We start from the raw sequence: 15,950 nt of genomic DNA, 5'->3' as shown, positions 1-15,950 counted from the left end.
TCCATGCCGCATTCGTCCAATGCGCCGCGCCGCACGCTGCTCCTGACCGGAGCGAGCCGCGGCATCGGCCACGCCACCGTGATCCGCTTCTCGTCGGCGGGCTGGCGCGTCATCACCTGCTCGCGGCATCCGTTCCCGGAGGATTGCCCGTGGGACGCAGGCCCCGAAGATCACATCCAGGTCGACCTTGCCACCCCCGCCGATACCACGCGTGCGATCTCCGACATCCGCGACCGCCTCGAAGGCGGCATGCTCCATGCGCTCGTCAACAACGCCGCGATCTCGCCAAAGGGCCCTGGAGGCTCAAGGCTCGGCTCGGTCGACACCGATCTCGATACCTGGACGCACGTGTTCAACGTCAACTTCTTCGCGCCGATCATGATGGCGCGGGGACTGATCGAGGAATTGAAGGCGGCCAAGGGCTCGGTCGTGAACGTCACCTCGATCGCGGGCTCGCGGGTGCATCCCTTCGCAGGCGCGGCCTATGCGACCTCCAAAGCCGCGCTGGCATCCCTGACGCGCGAGATGGCCTCGGATTTCGGCCGGGTCGGCGTGCGCGTCAACGCGATCGCGCCGGGCGAGATCGACACCTCGATCCTGTCGCCGGGCACTGAGAAGATCGTCGAGCAGCAGATCCCGATGCACCGCCTCGGTACGCCCGACGAGGTCGCCAAGATCATCTACGTGCTGTGCACGGACACCAGTTCGTACGTCAACGGCGCCGAGATCCACATCAACGGCGGCCAGCACGTGTAGGTGCGCGTCATTGCGAGCGAAAGCGAAGCAATCCAGACTGCCTCCACGGAGACGGTCTGGATCGCTTCGTCGCTGCCGCCTTCGCTCCTCGAGTTACGGCAGACAAGTCGCTCCTCGCAATGAGAGAATTGGAAGTGCTCAGGGAAGCAAGGCGATCCAGACAACGCCGCCGCAAGACCTGGATCGCCCGCCCTTCTTTCCGTTGCTCAGTCGATTCGAATCCGACGCGACCGATCGCGCAGCCGGGGAGCTGCGGCATTAAATGCAGTCGAGCAGTCGTCGTCATTCTCACCGTCGAGCAGCGGAGCACCACAGTGCCGGCACATGCGTGCCGACATCGACGCCGCCTTGCCGCTCGCCAGGACCTGACGATAGTTCGCCAGATCAATGACGTTGCGGAGCGACGTTATGTGTTTTTCAACCATGGCTGTTCCTCGCGGCTAACCCACTGCTTATCGCAGACAAGTTTCGCGCAAACGTTCAGCCCACCGCTCAAATTTTACCGGAGGAATTGGGGCACTGCGCACACATCACCGCACGGCCTCAATCCCGCTCTATTCTGCGACATCAAGCACCGTGTCTCTACGACCGGCGTAAGGTCTCGGTAGCTATCTCCCGAGAGGGCTACGAGATCAGAGCCACTTCTTCCACTTGAAGATCCAGTACGGGACGATCGCCGCGATCAGCATCAGCACCAGCGCAAACGGATAGCCGTGCGCCCACTCGAGTTCCGGCATCGCCTTGAAGTTCATGCCGTAGATCGAGGCAATCAGCGTCGGCGGCATCAGGACGACGGCCATGACCGAAAACAGCTTGATGATGTTGTTCTGCTCGAGATTGACGACGCCGAGCATGGCGTCGAGCACAAAGGTGATCTTGCTGGAGAGATAGGAGGCGTGGTCGGTCAGCGAGGCGACGTCGCGCTGCATGGTCTTGAGCTGCTCGCGCATGTCCTTCGACCATTTCACGCCCTCCACCACCGCGGACAGGAACGTGACGACGCGGCCGATCGACACCAGGCTCTCGCGGACCTTCGAGGTGAGATCGCCCTTGCGGCCGATCGAGATCAGGATCTGGGAATATTGCTTGGCGTGGCCGTGGCGCTCGCTCTCGGGCTCGAAGATGTCGTGGCTGACCTGGTCGATGTCGGCGCCGCATTTCTCCAGAATGTCGGCGCAGCGGTCGATCACGGCGTCCAGCAGTTCCACCAGCACCATCTCGCCGGTGATCGTGGGCACGCACGAACGGGCAAGCTTGGCCTCGACCAGGGCGAAGGGCTTCGGCAGATCGTAGCGCACCGTCACCAGCCGATGGTCGCCCAGAATGAAGGTTACCGGCGTGGTCCGGGGCATGTCGGTATCGGAGTGGCACATCAGCGTCGCAGTCATGTAGCGCGCGCTGTTCTCGATATAGAGGCGGCTGGAGATCTCGATCTCCTGCATGTCTTCCCGGGTCGGGATCGCGATACCCGCGAGCCGCTCAACGGCCTTGTCCTCGGCCGCGGTCGGATTGACCAGGTCGATCCAGACCGCCGCCTCCGGTAGTGCCGCGAGATCGTCGACGACCGCCTTCTTGAGGGAGCCCTCGGAGGGAAGAAACACAGAAAACATGCACAACTCCAGCAGGGCCTGCGACAGAATGACAGCCCTTAGCGCGATTCTGACAAGTTCATGATGACAAGCACATTAACGGAGCGTTTGCATTTGTGGCGGCGCCGTGGCCCGACCGTGGCATGGAATCGACAGTTCGGCATCCTTTGTCCAAAAGCGAGCTCTGGGGTGCAAAACTTGCGGCAAAAAAGCCACAGCTAGGGGCTCGCAGTGCGGGAGAAGGTCCGAAACGCTGGAATTGTGGCAGATTTCAACGATAATGGGGGTCAACGGAATCGTGGAATTTGGGCTTGGCTCAAGCCCCGCGAAAGCTTGTTGTTTTCGATTGGAATCAAATCATGTCGTCGCTGAAAGTTATGCTGGGTATTTTGGCCGCTGGCCTGATGCTGTCGGGCTGCATGCAGGCCACGCATTTTGAGGCGACCGACACCAAGGCCTTCAAGCCGAAGGACAAGGAACTCCTTGCCAAGGTTCGGTACGAGAACACCCCGGTCGCTGAGCCGTTCCGCCGCGCTATCGTCGATTACCATCGCAAGGAAGCGCCGGGCTCGATCGTGGTCGATTCCGACAATCACTATCTCTACTACGTGATGGATGGCGGCAAGGCGATCCGTTACGGCATTACCGTCGGCGAAGAGGCAATGGCCTGGTCCGGCATTGCCAAGGTCGGCAGCATGACCGAGTGGCCGGCCTGGCACCCGACCCCCGGCGAGATTTCGCGCCTCGGCGTGCCCACCTTCGTCGCGCCCGGTCCGGACAATCCGATGGGCTCGCGCGCCATGTATCTCTACTCGGGCGGCAAGGACACGCTGTTCCGCATTCACGGCACCAACCAGCCGGAATATATCGGCGCCTCGATCTCGTCGGGCTGCATCCGCCTGACCAACGAGGACGCAATCGACCTCTATAGCCGCGTCAAGGTCGGCACGATCGTGGTCGTGCTCGAGCCGAAGCACGGTGACTCCCCGTACAACTCGCGGCTAGCGCTGCAGGGCGGCGCCAGCCAAACGAGCCAATACTGATCGTCTCCCGATCTCCTGAATTGCAAAAGCGCCGGTTCTACCGGCGCTTTTTTGTTGCGGGCTTCTTGGATGCCGGGTTCGGTGCGGGAGGCGCGGGCTTCTCGGGCTCTTCGGCCTCATCCGCCTGGTCTTTGGCAGCCTCGGATTTACCGTCCGCCTTGGCCGCGACCTCGCGCGGCGGGGCCTCTTCCGGCCGTTCCGCCGGCAGCAGCGGGGCGACCTGCGGCAGGGGGTCCCAGACGTTCCACTGGCAGATCCGGTAGTCGTTGCGCCGCTGGGCCAGATCGAGATGGATGTGATCCTCGTGGTACCAGTCCGAGCCGGGGCCGAGCACGGTCGTAAAACGCGAGCAGACCGAATGCAGCACGCGCTCGCGCACGTCGCGCGACAAGGTGCGGTCGGTCAGACCGATCGACTGCCCGTTGACGAGCTTGATGGCGCGGACGTCGATGGCGTTGGCCTTGCCGTGCTCGGACAGTATCGCACCGGCGACGCGGTTGCGGCCGCGGCACTCGAAGCTGTCGAAATTGTCGAGATCGCTGATGGTCGAGCCGAGGCTCGCGGCCAGCGGCACCATGTCCTTGCGCACCCAATCGGCGATCGCTGACGCCATGGTGCAGCGGAGAATCGCCGCCGGCTTGACCGCCACCTTGCGCTTGTCCGGCAGCACGATGGCCTCCAGCCGCACCAGATCCTCGCCGCCGCAGGCGCCTGGACCGCGGATATCCGGGATCGAGGGCGCGACTGCGATGTCCTCGGTCAGCGCAAGGCGGCAGGCCGAGACCTGCTTCTCGGGCGGCGCCGCGGCCTCGGCGGGCTTGCTGGCGTTGGGCCTGTCGGGAGAAGGCTTGTCCGGGGAAGGCCTGTCCGGGGAAGGCTTGCCTTCGGCCTCCGGCGCGGCCTCGTCCGATGCTTTGGGGGCTTCCTCAGGGCGCGGTTTCGGTAGCGGGATCTTGGCGGAATGATGCGTCGCGCGCGGCCGTGGTGTACCAAGACCGAAGATATCCAGCGGACCAGCATATTTTCGCGCCTCCGCCCTCTCGGCGAGCACGAGCGACAGCCCCAGCGCGACGGTAACCATTGCCGCGCCGGCGGACATATAGCCGCGACAAGACCATTTGCGGCGAAAGTCCGGCAGGCTAAAACTCATGACAATTCTTTGGCCCAGCGCTGAGAGCGACAACCGCCCAGCGAATTCTCGGAGGAACGACGGAATGCTTGGTTTGATGCAAGATTGGCCCCTGCTCTGCCACCGTATCATCGAACACGCCGCCAGGATTCATGGCAAGCAGGAGGTCGTCACGCGATCGGTCGAGGGGCCGATCCATCGCACCACCTATGGCGACATCCACAAGCGCGCGCTCAAGGTCTCGCAGATGCTGGAGCGCGACGGCATCAAGCTCGGCGACCGTGTCGCAACGATCGCCTGGAACACCTGGCGCCATCTCGAGGCGTGGTACGGCATCATGGGGATCGGCGCCATCTGCCATACCGTCAATCCCCGCCTTTTCCCCGAGCAGATCGCCTGGATCATCAACCATGCGCAGGACCGCATCGTGATGACCGACATCACCTTCGTTCCGGTCCTTGAGAAGATCGCCGACAAGCTGGGAAGCGTGGAACGCTACGTCGTGCTCACCGACAAGGCGCACATGCCGCAGACGACGCTGAAGAATGTGGTCGCCTACGAGGACTGGATTGCGGAGGCCGACGGCCAATTCAAATGGAAGGATTTTGACGAGAACACGGCAGCCGCGATGTGCTACACGTCCGGCACCACGGGCGATCCGAAGGGCGTGCTGTATTCGCATCGCTCCAACGTGCTGCACGCGCTGATGGCGAACAATGTCGACGCGCTCGGCACCAGCGCCTCCGAGACCATGCTGCCGGTGGTGCCGCTGTTCCACGCCAACAGCTGGGGCATCGCCTTCTCCGCGCCGTCGCAGGGCACCAAGCTGGTGATGCCCGGCGCCAAGCTCGACGGCGCCTCGGTCTATGAGCTGCTCTCGACCGAGAAGGTGACGCACACCGCCGGCGTTCCGACGGTGTGGCTGATGCTGCTCCAGCACATGACCGCCAACAATCTGAAGCTGCCGGACCTGAAGATGGTGATCTGCGGCGGCTCGGCGATGCCGCGCTCGATGATCAAGGCCTTCCTCGACATGGGCGCGAACGTGCGCCACGCCTGGGGCATGACCGAGATGAGCCCAATCGGCAGCGTGGCGGCGCTGAAGCCGCCGTTCCAGAATGCCACCGGCGAGGCGCGGCTGGACGTGCTGCAGATGCAGGGCTACGCGCCGTTCGCGGTGGAGATGAAAATCACCGACGATGCCGGCAAGGAGCTGCCGTGGGACGGCAAGACCTTTGGCCGTCTCAAGGTCTCCGGCCCGGCCGTCGCCAAGGCCTATTACCGCGTTGACACCAACATTCTCGACGAGGACGGCTTCTTCGACACCGGCGACGTCTCGACCATCGACGAGGCCGGCTACATGCGGATCACCGACCGCTCCAAGGACGTCATCAAGTCCGGCGGCGAGTGGATTTCCTCGATCGACCTCGAAAACCTCGCAGTCGGCCACCCCGCCGTGGCGGAGGCCGCCGTGATCGGCGTGTTCCATCCCAAATGGGACGAGCGGCCGCTCCTGATCGTGCAGCTCAAGCAGGGCCAGCAGGCCAGCCGCGAGGACATCCTGAAGTTCATGGACGGCAAGATCGCCAAATGGTGGATGCCGGACGACGTCGCCTTCGTCGACGGCATCCCGCACACCGCCACCGGCAAGATCCTGAAGACGGCGCTGCGCGACCAGTTCAAGGATTATCGCTTTCCCAACGCGGCGGCATAGGTAGGCCGTCACAGGCGCCATGCCCGGGCTCGTCCCGGGCATCCGCGTCTCGGCTGCAGAAAGGCGTGGAAGGCCGGGCCAAGCCCGGCCATGACGGTCCGGACGCCTGCGGAACGCTTGAATTTACGGCCGGGGCGTGGTCTCAACGGCCCATCGTCGCGCCAGATCGGCCGGCACCGCGCCCCAAGACTTCGGCAGAGCTCACCCGATGGCCCGCAGGTTTTCCGCTCCCTATCAGTCGGAGCCCGTGTCCAGCCTCGCAAGTTGGGCGCGCAATCTGGCCGTGTTCGCAGTCGTGGCGGTGGTGGTCTCGATCCTCATCCTCCGCTTCGGCTTCCTGGAGATGAAGCCGGCGCTCGCGACCTTCTTCGGCGGGCTTGGGATCGCCGCGCTCTCGATCCTGTTCGGGCTCGCCGGTTTTGCCGCAATCTGGCAGAACGGCTCGCGCGGCATGGCGCGCATCCTGCTTGCCTTCCTTATCGACGCAGCGATCCTCGGCTATCCCGCTTATCTCGGCCTGCAATACCGCAAGCTGCCGGCGATCCACGACATCACCACGGACCCGATCGACCCGCCGCGGTTCGATGCGCTGGCGCGTCTGCGTACCGGCGACGGCACCAACACGGCCGTCTATGCCGGCCTCTATTCGGCCGAGCAGCAGCGCCAGTTCTATCCTGATATCGAGCCGATTGAGCTCGAGATTTCCGTCGACCGCGCCTATGCGATCGCACTTCAGCTCGTCAACAAGCGCAAATGGCTTGTCATCGACGAGCGCGCGCCGCAGCCGCCGCGCCGCATCGGCCGCATCGAGGCGGTGGCGCGCTCGCCGATCATGGGATTCCGCGAGGACATCGCGATCCGCGTCGTGCCCGACGGCGACGATTCCCGCGTCGATATCCGCTCCGCCTCGCGCTATTTCGAGAGCGACCTCGGCAGCAACGCCGCGCGCGTGAAAAAATTCATCGACGATCTCAACACCGCAGCCGATGCCGACGCGCTCAAGCCGGTGAAGAAGACGCCGGTGATCCCGCCGAAGGCGCCGGCGAAGACGGTCAAGAAGTGACCGTGAGCTAGGCGTTCGCCATCCGGTACGTCCCGCCAATCACGGGATCGCCATCCGTCGCCACCACGCCGCGGGCGACGAGATCCTCCAGATGCGCCAGCACGGAATAGCCGGCGGCGGTCGTCAGCCTGGGATCGATGCCGATATAGATCGCGCGGACCATGGTCGGGATGTCGGTCTCACCCTTGGCAAGGCGATGCAGGATCGAGGATTCGCGCGCCTTGCGGTGACGGATCAGGAAGCGCACGAAACGCGGCCCGTCCGGGATCTCGGGGCCGTGGCCGGAGAAATACAGATCCTCCTCGCGTGCGGCCAGGCGGTCGAGCGAGGCCATGTAGTCGATCATCGAGCCGTCGGGAGGCGCCACGATCGAAGTCGACCAGCCCATCACGTGATCGCCGACGAAGTTGAACTTTCGCTCGGGCCAGGCGAATGCAAGATGGTTGGCGGTGTGGCCGGGCGTTGCCACGGCCTCCAGACGCCAGCCGTCGCCTTCAACGACGTCGCCATCGGCGATCCTGATATCGGGCGCGAAGTCGCGGTCGACGCCGGATTCCGGATTGTGCTTCTCGCTCTCGAAGCGCGGGCGCGAGGCGCGGTGCGGGCCTTCGGCATAAACCGGCGCGCCGGTCGCCTGCTTGATCCGCGCGGTGTTCGGCGAATGGTCGCGGTGGGTGTGGGTGACGAAGATATGGCTCACCGTCTCGCCGCGCACGGCATCGAGCAGCGCCGCGGCATGCGCCTCGTCGTTCGGACCGGGATCGATGATCGCGACGTTGCCCTGGCCTACGATGTAGCTGACCGTGCCGGTGAAGGTGAACGGGCTCGGATTGTTACAGAGCACGCGCCGCACGCCGGGTCGGACTTCCTCGACGCTTCCGGCTTTGAGTGGAAAGTTGCGGTTGAACGGGACGTCGTCGTTGTCGGACATGGGACTTCCTGTGCACTACGGTCCCACCCCTCGCCGTCATACCCCCCGCGAAGGCGGGGTATCCATTACGCCGCGGCGCCGGTGGCGAAGGCGAGGTCTCTGGGATGCTGGATCGCCCGCTCCGGTGCGCAACTGCGCACAAGGCGGGCGATGACAGCTGAGCAATCAGAAAAACGCCTGAATACCCGTTATCGCGCGGCCCAGGATCAGGGCGTGGACGTCGTGGGTGCCCTCATAGGTGTTGACCGTCTCGAGGTTATGGACGTGGCGCATCACGTGGTATTCGATCGAGATGCCGTTGCCGCCGTGCATGTCGCGCGCGACGCGGGCGATGTCGAGCGCCTTGCCGCAATTGTTGCGCTTCATGATCGAGATCATCTCGGGGGCGAACTTGCCCTCGTCCATCAGGCGGCCGACGCGAAGCGAGCCCTGGAGCCCCAGCGCGATCTCGGTCTCCATGTCGGCGAGCTTCTTCTGCACGAGCTGGGTCGCGGCGAGCGGCTTGCCGAACTGCTTGCGATCGAGCGTGTACTGGCGGGCGCGGTGCATGCAGTCCTCGGCCGCGCCGAGCGCGCCCCAGGAGATGCCGTAGCGGGCGCGGTTGAGGCAGCCGAACGGACCCTTGAGGCCGGAGACGTTGGGCAGCAGCGCGTCCTCGGGGACCACGACGCCGTCCATCACGACTTCGCCGGTGATGGAGGCGCGCAAGCTGAGCTTGCCGCCGATCTTCGGCGCGGACAGGCCCTTCATGCCCTTCTCCAGCACGAAGCCGCGGATCTGGTTGTCGTGGGCGGCCGATTTGGCCCAGACCACGAACACGTCGGCGATCGGCGCATTCGAGATCCACATCTTGCTGCCGGTCAGGCGATAGCCGTCGGAAACCTTCTCGGCGCGGGTTTTCATGCCGGCCGGATCGGAGCCGGCGTCAGGCTCGGTCAGGCCGAAGCAGCCGACCCATTCGCCGCTGGCGAGCTTGGGCAGGTACTTCTTGCGCTGGTTCTCGTCGCCATAGGCGTAGATCGGGTACATCACCAGCGAGGACTGCACCGAGTTCATCGAACGATAGCCGGAATCGACCCGCTCGATCTCGCGCGCGACGAGGCCATAGGCGACGTAGCTCGCATTGGCGCAGCCATACTCCTCAGGCAGGGTGATGCCGATCAGGCCGAGCTCACCCATCTCGTTGAAGATCTCGCGATCGGTCGTCTCTTCGAGATAGGCCTTGGCGACGCGCGGCATCAGCTTGTCCTGGGCATAGGCGCGAGCGGTGTCGCGCACCATGCGCTCGTCTTCGGTGAGCTGCTCGTCGAGCAGGAACGGATCGTCCCATTGAAAAGAAGCCGCAGCCGGCTTGTCCTTGGCCTGAGGGCGCACGCTCATGAAACGTCCTTTCGTCTGGTTCCGTCGAAATTTGCCCGACAAAGTAAAGCGCCGCGGCAACAAGTGCAATTGCGTTGCAGATGGATGGGTCTGCGTGAATCCCGGGGACGCAGGTCGCGCCGGAGCATGACAGCGCTAGCTTTCGAGCTGCTCGTTGGCGACGATCTCGATGCCGAAGCCCGACAGGCCCTTGTAGTCGTGCACCGATGAGGTGAGATGCCGGATCGAGGTGACGCCGAGATCGCGCAGGATCTGCGCGCCCACACCGACCTCGCGCCACTGGCGGTTGCGGTCGGCCTCGGTCGCGCTCTCATCGGGCAGCGGCGCCACGGGGACGCCGGCTGCGCCGTCGCGCAGGTAAACCAGCACGCCACGGCCGGATTTCTTGAATTGCTCGAGCACCGCCGCCATGCGCTTGTGGCCGGTAAACGTGTCCTTGACGATGTTGGGCTTGTGGAAGCGCGTCAGCACGTTCTTGCCGTCTCCGACGCCGTTATAGACGAAGGCGACGTGGGCGATGGAATCGAACGGCGAACGGTAGGCATAGCCCTGCAGCGGGCCGATCGGGCTCTCGGTGACGAAGGTCGCCACCCGCTCGATCAGCTTCTCGCGCGCCTGGCGGTAGGCGATCATGTCGGCGATGGTGACGTGCTTGAGCTTGTGCTGGGCGGCGAAGCGGGCGACCTGCTCGCCCTTCATCACGCTGCCGTCGTCGTTCATCAGCTCGCTGATGACGCCGACCGGCGGCAGGCCGGAGAGCTTGCACAGGTCGACCGCGGCCTCGGTATGGCCGGAGCGCAGGAGCACGCCACCGTCCTTGGCGATCAACGGGAAGATGTGGCCGGGACGGGCGAAGTCGTTGGCGCCGGCATTGGGATTGGACAGCGCGCGGCAGCACGAGGCGCGCTCCTCGGCGGAGATACCGGTGCCGCCGTCGGGCTTGTAGTCGATCGAGACCGTGAACGCGGTGGTGTGCGCGGAATCGTTGTGGGCGACCATCGGATCGAGCCGCAGCCGGCGCGCGTCCTCGGTGGTCACAGGGGCGCAGACGATGCCGGAGGTGTGGCGGATGATGAACGCCATCTTCTCGGCGGTGCAGAGCGACGCGGCGACGATCAGATCGCCCTCGCCCTCGCGGTCCTCGTCGTCAGTGACGACCACGAGCTCACCCCGGGCAAAGGCCTGCAAGACTTCCTGAACGCTATCGGGCATTTCCCAATCTCTATCGGTTATGGCCCGGAGGCTTAGCCGGACTTGGGCCGGGGCGCTAGTGTCCTGGACGCAACCGCATATGCCCGATGGCGGCCCGGTCAGAAGGTTTCAGGCGTGCACCGCTGAAGGCTTGCACCGAAGATACCAGGGATTTGGGAGCAAATAGCCCGGGAGGAAGGCCGCCGGACACCGTCAGGGCAGCACTTCGCGCCGCTCGCCGAGCCGCTGATCGAGCTCGGCGCGCTTGTCGGCCAGCAGGCCGGCCTGGGCCGCCTCGATCACCGTGAACAACTCATGGGCGTCGCTGAGCCGGGTCACGGTGACATAGCTGGCGCCGGCCGCGTAGAGTTCGTCCACATCCGACAAGAGATCGGCGGTGGCAACGATCATGGCGGTCGGGTTGAGGGTGCGGACGTGGCGGACCAGCTTCTCGTTGCTGGCGCCCTTCAGAAGCGCATCCGGCACGCTGAGGATGATCATCTCGGACTTGCCGACGCCGGCATGGAGCAGCGTGTCGGCGCTGCTGATGTCGCCATAGATCACGTGCAGGCCGCGCGAAAGCAGCGTCTGGAACACATTGGGATTGAAGTCGATCACGGTGATCTGCTCGAGCAGCACCGGTGCTTGCCGTTCGATCTCGGCCAGCAGCGCGCTCGCCGCACGGAAAAAGCCGAGGATGACGATCCGGCGGGCCTCGCCGTGGCCGCCCTCGTGGCCGTCCTCACCGTGCGCGTGGCCGTCGTCGAGGTCCTTCAGACCGATGCGCTTCAAGGGGCCGATCGCCCAGCGGGTGATCTCGTCACTGCGGGTCATCACGAAGGTCGAGAGCACGGCCAGCACCACGAAGGCGAAGGAGGCCGCATTCGCCGTCTCGGCTGCGATGTGGTTGTCGGCAACGCCGGTCTGGATCACCACCAGCGAGAACTCGGATATCTGCGCGAGGTTCAGGGCCGGCAACAGGCTGGCGCGCAGGCCCTGCTTCATCAGATAGAGCGGGGCGAAGGTGGTGACGAGGCGGCTCAGCACCGTGAACGCCGCGATCATCAAGGCAAGTCCGATCACGGAGAGGCCTGGCACGGGAATGGTCATGCCGAGCGCGACGAAGAACAGCGTGATGAAGAAGTCGCGCAGCGTCGTGACCTTGGCGGTGACGTCGAGCGCATAGGGAAAGGTCGAGAGCGAGACGCCGGCGATCAGGGCGCCCATCTCGCGCGACAGCGACAGCCGCTCGGCCGTCTCGGCGACCAGGAAGCACCAGGCGAGCGCGCCGAGCAGGATCAGTTCGGGGCGGCGGGCGATCTGGTGAAACAGGCGCGGCAGCACGTAGCGGCTGACCAACAGCGCGGCGGCCACCAGCACCGCGACCCGGGCGATCGAGAGCAGGATGACGCTGATCTCGAGATTGGCAAGGCTCGGCTGCACCGCCAGGAAGAGAATGGCGAAGATGTCCTGGAGCACCAGTACGCCGAGCGTGATACGGCCGGGCAGCGTATCGAGCTCGCGCTTCTCGTACAGCACCTTGACGATGATGACCGTGCTCGACAGCGCGCAGGCGACGCAGAGATAGACCGCGTCGAACTGCCCCCCGCCGAGCGACAGACCGATGCCGGCGAAGAACAGCACCCCGAGCAGGCAGCCGCCGAGGAGCTGGCCGCCCGCCGCGAACAGGATCACCTTTCCGGCCCGCACGATCTTCTTCAGGTCGATCTCCAGGCCGATCATGAACAGCATGAAGATCAGGCCGAGCTCGGAGATGACGCTGATCGATTCCTGCGACTTGACCCAGCCGGCGCCGAATGGACCAATGCAGAAGCCGGCGATAAGATAGGCCAGGATCAGCGGCTGCCGGGAGAAATGGGCGAGCAAGCCCAGCATCCAGGCAAACAGAATACAGAGAGTGATGTCGCGAATGAGCTCGTGCATGCCAGATCGGTCCGTTTTGCCGCACCCTAGTGATCGAGTGCGGCGCGGCAAGCGAGCAATTCGTCACATGCGTTTGGCGTTCGCTGCCGCCGTGTTGATAGGCACGCTCGCATCCGTCTTGCCTGCGGCCGCGCAGTCCAAGGTCAATATCGAACAAAACTTTGCCGATTCGCTCACCGCACTGCCGAAGGAGGAACTCACGGTCTCCGGCGGGTTCTACGTGCCGGCCTATTCCAGCGTCGCGATGAGCCAGGGCAAGCTGCGTGTCGACTTCTCGGTGACCTTGAGCGTGCACAACGCCTCCGAGACCCAGCCGCTGGTGGTCAAACGCATCGCCTATTTCGACACGGCAGGCAAGCAGGTGGAGACCTACCTGAAGGGTCAGGTGGCGCTGAAGCCTCTGGCCACCGTCTCGATCTTCATTCCGACCGACGACGTTCGCGGCGGGACCGGAGCCAATTTCCTCGTCGACTGGGCCGCCGCGGGCGAGATCGCCGAGCCTGTTGTCGAGGCCTTGATGGTTGGCGGCGTCGCCAATGCACATTACGCTTTCATCAGCCAAGGCCGTCCGACCCGGACGGCCGGCAAGAAGTGAGGCGGCCGGCACGACAGAAGCAAGGCTGACCGGCGCAACGCCGGCCGCTCAACAAGAAACAGAAAAGAGGAACGCCCCCATGACGTCCAGCTTCGATTTCGCGCCCCTGTTTCCCGCAGGGCTACCGGCCCCTTCCGCGCGCTGGACGGGCCTTGCCAAATACAGTTTTGTCGGCGGCAACAACGATTCCGGGCAGCTGCCACTGGATGAGCTGATCGAGGCCGCCAGCACGGCCTTGCAACGTGAGGGCCGATCGCTTGCCACTTACGGGTTGGCACATGGTCCGCAAGGTTACCTGCCATTGCGCGAATTCCTGGTGACAAAACTCAAGCGCGATGCCGGCATCAACTGCACCGTGGACGATCTGCTGATCGTCTCCGGCTCGCTGCAGGCGCTTGACCTCGTCAACTCGACGCTGCTGAGCCGCGGCGACACCGTGATCTTCGAGCAGGAGAGCTATCAGGGCTCCTTGACCCGCCTGGCACGGCTCGGGGTCAACGTGGTGGGCATCCCGCTCGACGAGGACGGCATGCGCATGGACGCGCTGGCCTCGACGCTGGCCGACCTGAAGAGCCGCGGCATCCGGCCGAAATACATCTACACCATTCCGACCGTGCAGAACCCGACCGGCAGCATCATGCCGGAGAGCCGCCGCGCCGAACTGGTGCGGCTGGCCGCCGAATATGGCGTGCCTGTTTTCGAGGACGATTGCTATGCCGACCTCGTCTGGTCCGGCCAGCGGCCGCCGGCAATTTACGCGATGAGCCCGAACGGCGGCGTGATCCATATCGGCTCGTTCTCGAAATCGATCGCGCCGGCGCTGCGTGTCGGCTTCATCGTCGCGCCCTGGGATGTGATGTCGCGGATGCTGGCACTGAAGACGGACGCCGGCTCCGGCGCGCTGGAGCAGATGGTGCTCGCCGCCTATTGCAAGCCGCACTTCGCAAGCCACGTGCCGGCGCTGACCAAGGCGCTGCGCACCAAGCTCGATACGCTGATGGAAGCCCTCAACGAGCAATTCGGCACCGCGGCCGAGTTCGAGGAGCCCAAGGGCGGCATCTTCCTGTGGGTGAAGCTGCCCGATCAGGTCGACACGCTGAAGCTGTACCAGGCTGCACTCGCGGCCGGCGTCTCGATCAACCCGGGGCCGGAATGGTCGACCGACAAGAGCCATTCCAGCTCGCGCCTCAGGCTGTGCTTTGCAAGCCCCTCGCATCAGCAGATCCGCGACGGCGTCGCCGTGCTGGCCGAGGTCTGCCGCCGGGAGTTCGGCGTGCCAGCCCGCAGCGCCAATGTCGAGAAGGCGCGAGCGTGAAGGCTATGCCTCACGCCTCGACGTGAAACTCCACGTTCACCTGGCCGCTGCCGGATGACGGAAAGTACTCGCAGAGCTGCTCGGCTCTGCCATGGTACTCGTACCAGCCAAGCGCGGCGAATAGCATGATGGTGTCAGCCATGCCGCCTTCGCCATTGCACTTGGTGGCATAGTCCGGGAGCATGTCGAGGAATTCGCGGTAGCGGCGGCTTTGCCAAAGCTCGAGCACGCGGAGATCGACCTGGCGGTTGAACTCGCTGGCAACACTCGTCCACGCCTCAGGGCCCAGCTTCTTGTTGGGCCAGAGCCGATGCGAGAGCGAGCCGCTGGCAACGATCGCGACCTGTTCGCCGGATTTCTCGATCGCACGGCGCGTCGCTTCGCCGAGGGTACGGCTTTCCTCGAAGGACGTGAACAGCGGCGAGGCGACCGAGATCACCTTCGCGAAGCCATCCGGGTTCATGTAGTGCATCGGCACGATGGTGCCGTACTCGAGCCCGAGGCTCGCCACCTGGTGCGCGATGACATTGAGGCCTGCATCGCCGGCCCCGCTGGCGATTGCCTCGGCGAGCCGCGTGTCGCCCGGCAGGTCGTAGCGCAGATCCTGAATCATCTGCGGCGCCTCGTGGCTGGTGAACGAGCCGCGATGCCGGGCATTGGCGTTGATGTGATAGCCGAAATTGGAGAGCCAATGGGTGTCAAACACCACGAAGCTGGTGACGCCACGCTGTTTCGCCCGCCGTCCAAGCTCGCGCAGGGATTGGACGGCCGCTTCGCGCGCGGCGCGCAAGGAGCTTCCTGGCTGCTCCGACAACATCAAGGATGGAACATGGGTGACCTTCGCTGCCAGTACGAGCTGCCCCATCGCGGTCACCTCAAAGCGTCAGGCCGCCTGGGGCTGGCTGCCGTGGATCGCGGAGGCCAGCCGCAGCAGCAGCACGATCGAGACGTTGCCCTTACCGGCCTCGATCTGGGCGATGTAGCGCTCGGAAATCCCGGAGCGGCGGGCGAGTTCGCGGCGCGACAGGTCGCAGCGCATGCGCGAGGACCTCAGGCGGTCGCCCAGCTCGGCCAGAAACGCGGTCTCGGAGTAAGGCGGCGCGGCACGGCTCCCCGGCAGCACTTCGCCCGCAAAATCCACGACTTGATTCAGCATCGATCTATCCAATTCGCCTACCGGAAGCACCATCCTACAGGGCAATCAGGCCGCCTCATTGACGCGGATCAAATTCGCGCGCGATCGGCTGCTGCCATGGACGGCTGCGAGCAGGCTGCTACACTTTGGAATTCTTCGAGGCGG

At 64.6% G+C, this 15,950-nt stretch carries 15 protein-coding genes; 6 read left to right on the top strand and 9 right to left on the bottom strand.

The features are described from left to right. Positions 1–3: 3 nt before the first annotated feature. Positions 4–756, top strand: coding sequence for an SDR family NAD(P)-dependent oxidoreductase (locus JQ572_RS08140; protein ID WP_211383509.1), 753 nt, complete (start codon positions 4–6; stop codon positions 754–756). 206 nt (positions 757–962) lie between these two features. On the opposite strand, the gene JQ572_RS08135 is transcribed toward JQ572_RS08140, so the two are convergent. Together JQ572_RS08135 and JQ572_RS08130 are read right to left on the bottom strand one after the other, a co-directional pair. After that, positions 963–1,181 (bottom strand): hypothetical protein, encoded by a 219-nt coding sequence (locus JQ572_RS08135; protein WP_211382497.1) that lies wholly within the window; start codon positions 1,179–1,181, stop codon positions 963–965. Between the two features lie 207 nt (positions 1,182–1,388). Continuing rightward, complete coding sequence (locus tag JQ572_RS08130) at positions 1,389–2,366, bottom strand: magnesium transporter CorA family protein (RefSeq protein ID WP_211382496.1); 978 nt, start codon at positions 2,364–2,366, stop codon at positions 1,389–1,391. 338 nt (positions 2,367–2,704) lie between these two features. On the opposite strand from JQ572_RS08130, the gene JQ572_RS08125 reads away from it, so the two are divergent. Next, a complete protein-coding gene (locus tag JQ572_RS08125) occupies positions 2,705–3,388 on the top strand; it encodes a L,D-transpeptidase (RefSeq protein ID WP_211382495.1) in 684 nt (227 codons plus the stop codon). A gap of 37 nt (positions 3,389–3,425) precedes the next feature. Here JQ572_RS08125 and JQ572_RS08120 read toward each other — a convergent pair whose 3' ends face one another. Beyond that, the gene (locus JQ572_RS08120) at positions 3,426–4,538 is read right to left on the bottom strand and encodes an extensin family protein (RefSeq protein ID WP_211382494.1); all 1,113 of its coding nucleotides are present in this window, start codon (positions 4,536–4,538) and stop codon (positions 3,426–3,428) included. Positions 4,539–4,602: 64 nt separating this feature from the next. Between JQ572_RS08120 and JQ572_RS08115 the strand changes: the two genes are divergently transcribed. Together JQ572_RS08115 and JQ572_RS08110 are read left to right on the top strand one after the other, a co-directional pair. After that, positions 4,603–6,231, top strand: a complete 1,629-nt coding sequence (locus tag JQ572_RS08115; protein ID WP_211382493.1) for a fatty-acid--CoA ligase — start codon at positions 4,603–4,605, stop codon at positions 6,229–6,231. Between the two features lie 208 nt (positions 6,232–6,439). After that, positions 6,440–7,294: a DUF1499 domain-containing protein gene (locus tag JQ572_RS08110; RefSeq protein ID WP_211382492.1), complete on the top strand. Its 855-nt coding sequence runs from the start codon at positions 6,440–6,442 to the stop codon at positions 7,292–7,294. Between the two features lie 7 nt (positions 7,295–7,301). On the opposite strand, the gene JQ572_RS08105 is transcribed toward JQ572_RS08110, so the two are convergent. From JQ572_RS08105 to JQ572_RS08090, 4 genes are all read right to left on the bottom strand, one after another. Continuing rightward, positions 7,302–8,225, bottom strand: coding sequence for an MBL fold metallo-hydrolase (locus JQ572_RS08105; RefSeq protein ID WP_211382491.1), 924 nt, complete (start codon positions 8,223–8,225; stop codon positions 7,302–7,304). Positions 8,226–8,390: 165 nt separating this feature from the next. Beyond that, complete coding sequence (locus tag JQ572_RS08100) at positions 8,391–9,605, bottom strand: acyl-CoA dehydrogenase (RefSeq protein ID WP_135177394.1); 1,215 nt, start codon at positions 9,603–9,605, stop codon at positions 8,391–8,393. Positions 9,606–9,740: 135 nt separating this feature from the next. Next, positions 9,741–10,817, bottom strand: coding sequence for a 3,4-dihydroxy-2-butanone-4-phosphate synthase (gene ribB / locus JQ572_RS08095; protein ID WP_211382490.1), 1,077 nt, complete (start codon positions 10,815–10,817; stop codon positions 9,741–9,743). Positions 10,818–11,009: 192 nt separating this feature from the next. Continuing rightward, complete coding sequence (locus JQ572_RS08090) at positions 11,010–12,740, bottom strand: cation:proton antiporter (protein WP_211382489.1); 1,731 nt, start codon at positions 12,738–12,740, stop codon at positions 11,010–11,012. 67 nt (positions 12,741–12,807) lie between these two features. On the opposite strand from JQ572_RS08090, the gene JQ572_RS08085 reads away from it, so the two are divergent. Next, positions 12,808–13,335 (top strand): DUF3124 domain-containing protein, encoded by a 528-nt coding sequence (locus JQ572_RS08085; protein ID WP_211383508.1) that lies wholly within the window; start codon positions 12,808–12,810, stop codon positions 13,333–13,335. A 79-nt stretch (positions 13,336–13,414) separates the two neighbouring features. Beyond that, the gene (locus tag JQ572_RS08080; protein WP_211382488.1) at positions 13,415–14,650 is read left to right on the top strand and encodes an aminotransferase-like domain-containing protein; all 1,236 of its coding nucleotides are present in this window, start codon (positions 13,415–13,417) and stop codon (positions 14,648–14,650) included. 10 nt (positions 14,651–14,660) lie between these two features. On the opposite strand, the gene hpaD is transcribed toward JQ572_RS08080, so the two are convergent. Together hpaD and JQ572_RS08070 are read right to left on the bottom strand one after the other, a co-directional pair. After that, on the bottom strand, positions 14,661–15,515 hold the full coding sequence (gene hpaD, locus JQ572_RS08075; RefSeq protein WP_211382487.1) for a 3,4-dihydroxyphenylacetate 2,3-dioxygenase: 855 nt from the start codon (positions 15,513–15,515) through the stop codon (positions 14,661–14,663). A gap of 18 nt (positions 15,516–15,533) precedes the next feature. Continuing rightward, positions 15,534–15,806 (bottom strand): helix-turn-helix domain-containing protein, encoded by a 273-nt coding sequence (locus JQ572_RS08070; RefSeq protein WP_211382486.1) that lies wholly within the window; start codon positions 15,804–15,806, stop codon positions 15,534–15,536. Positions 15,807–15,950 lie beyond the last annotated feature (144 nt).

Source organism: Bradyrhizobium sp. SZCCT0153, from assembly GCF_018129995.1.
Taxonomy (GTDB): Bacteria; Pseudomonadota; Alphaproteobacteria; order Rhizobiales; family Xanthobacteraceae; genus Bradyrhizobium; species Bradyrhizobium japonicum_G.
This window is presented reverse-complemented; position numbering and strand designations above follow the sequence as displayed.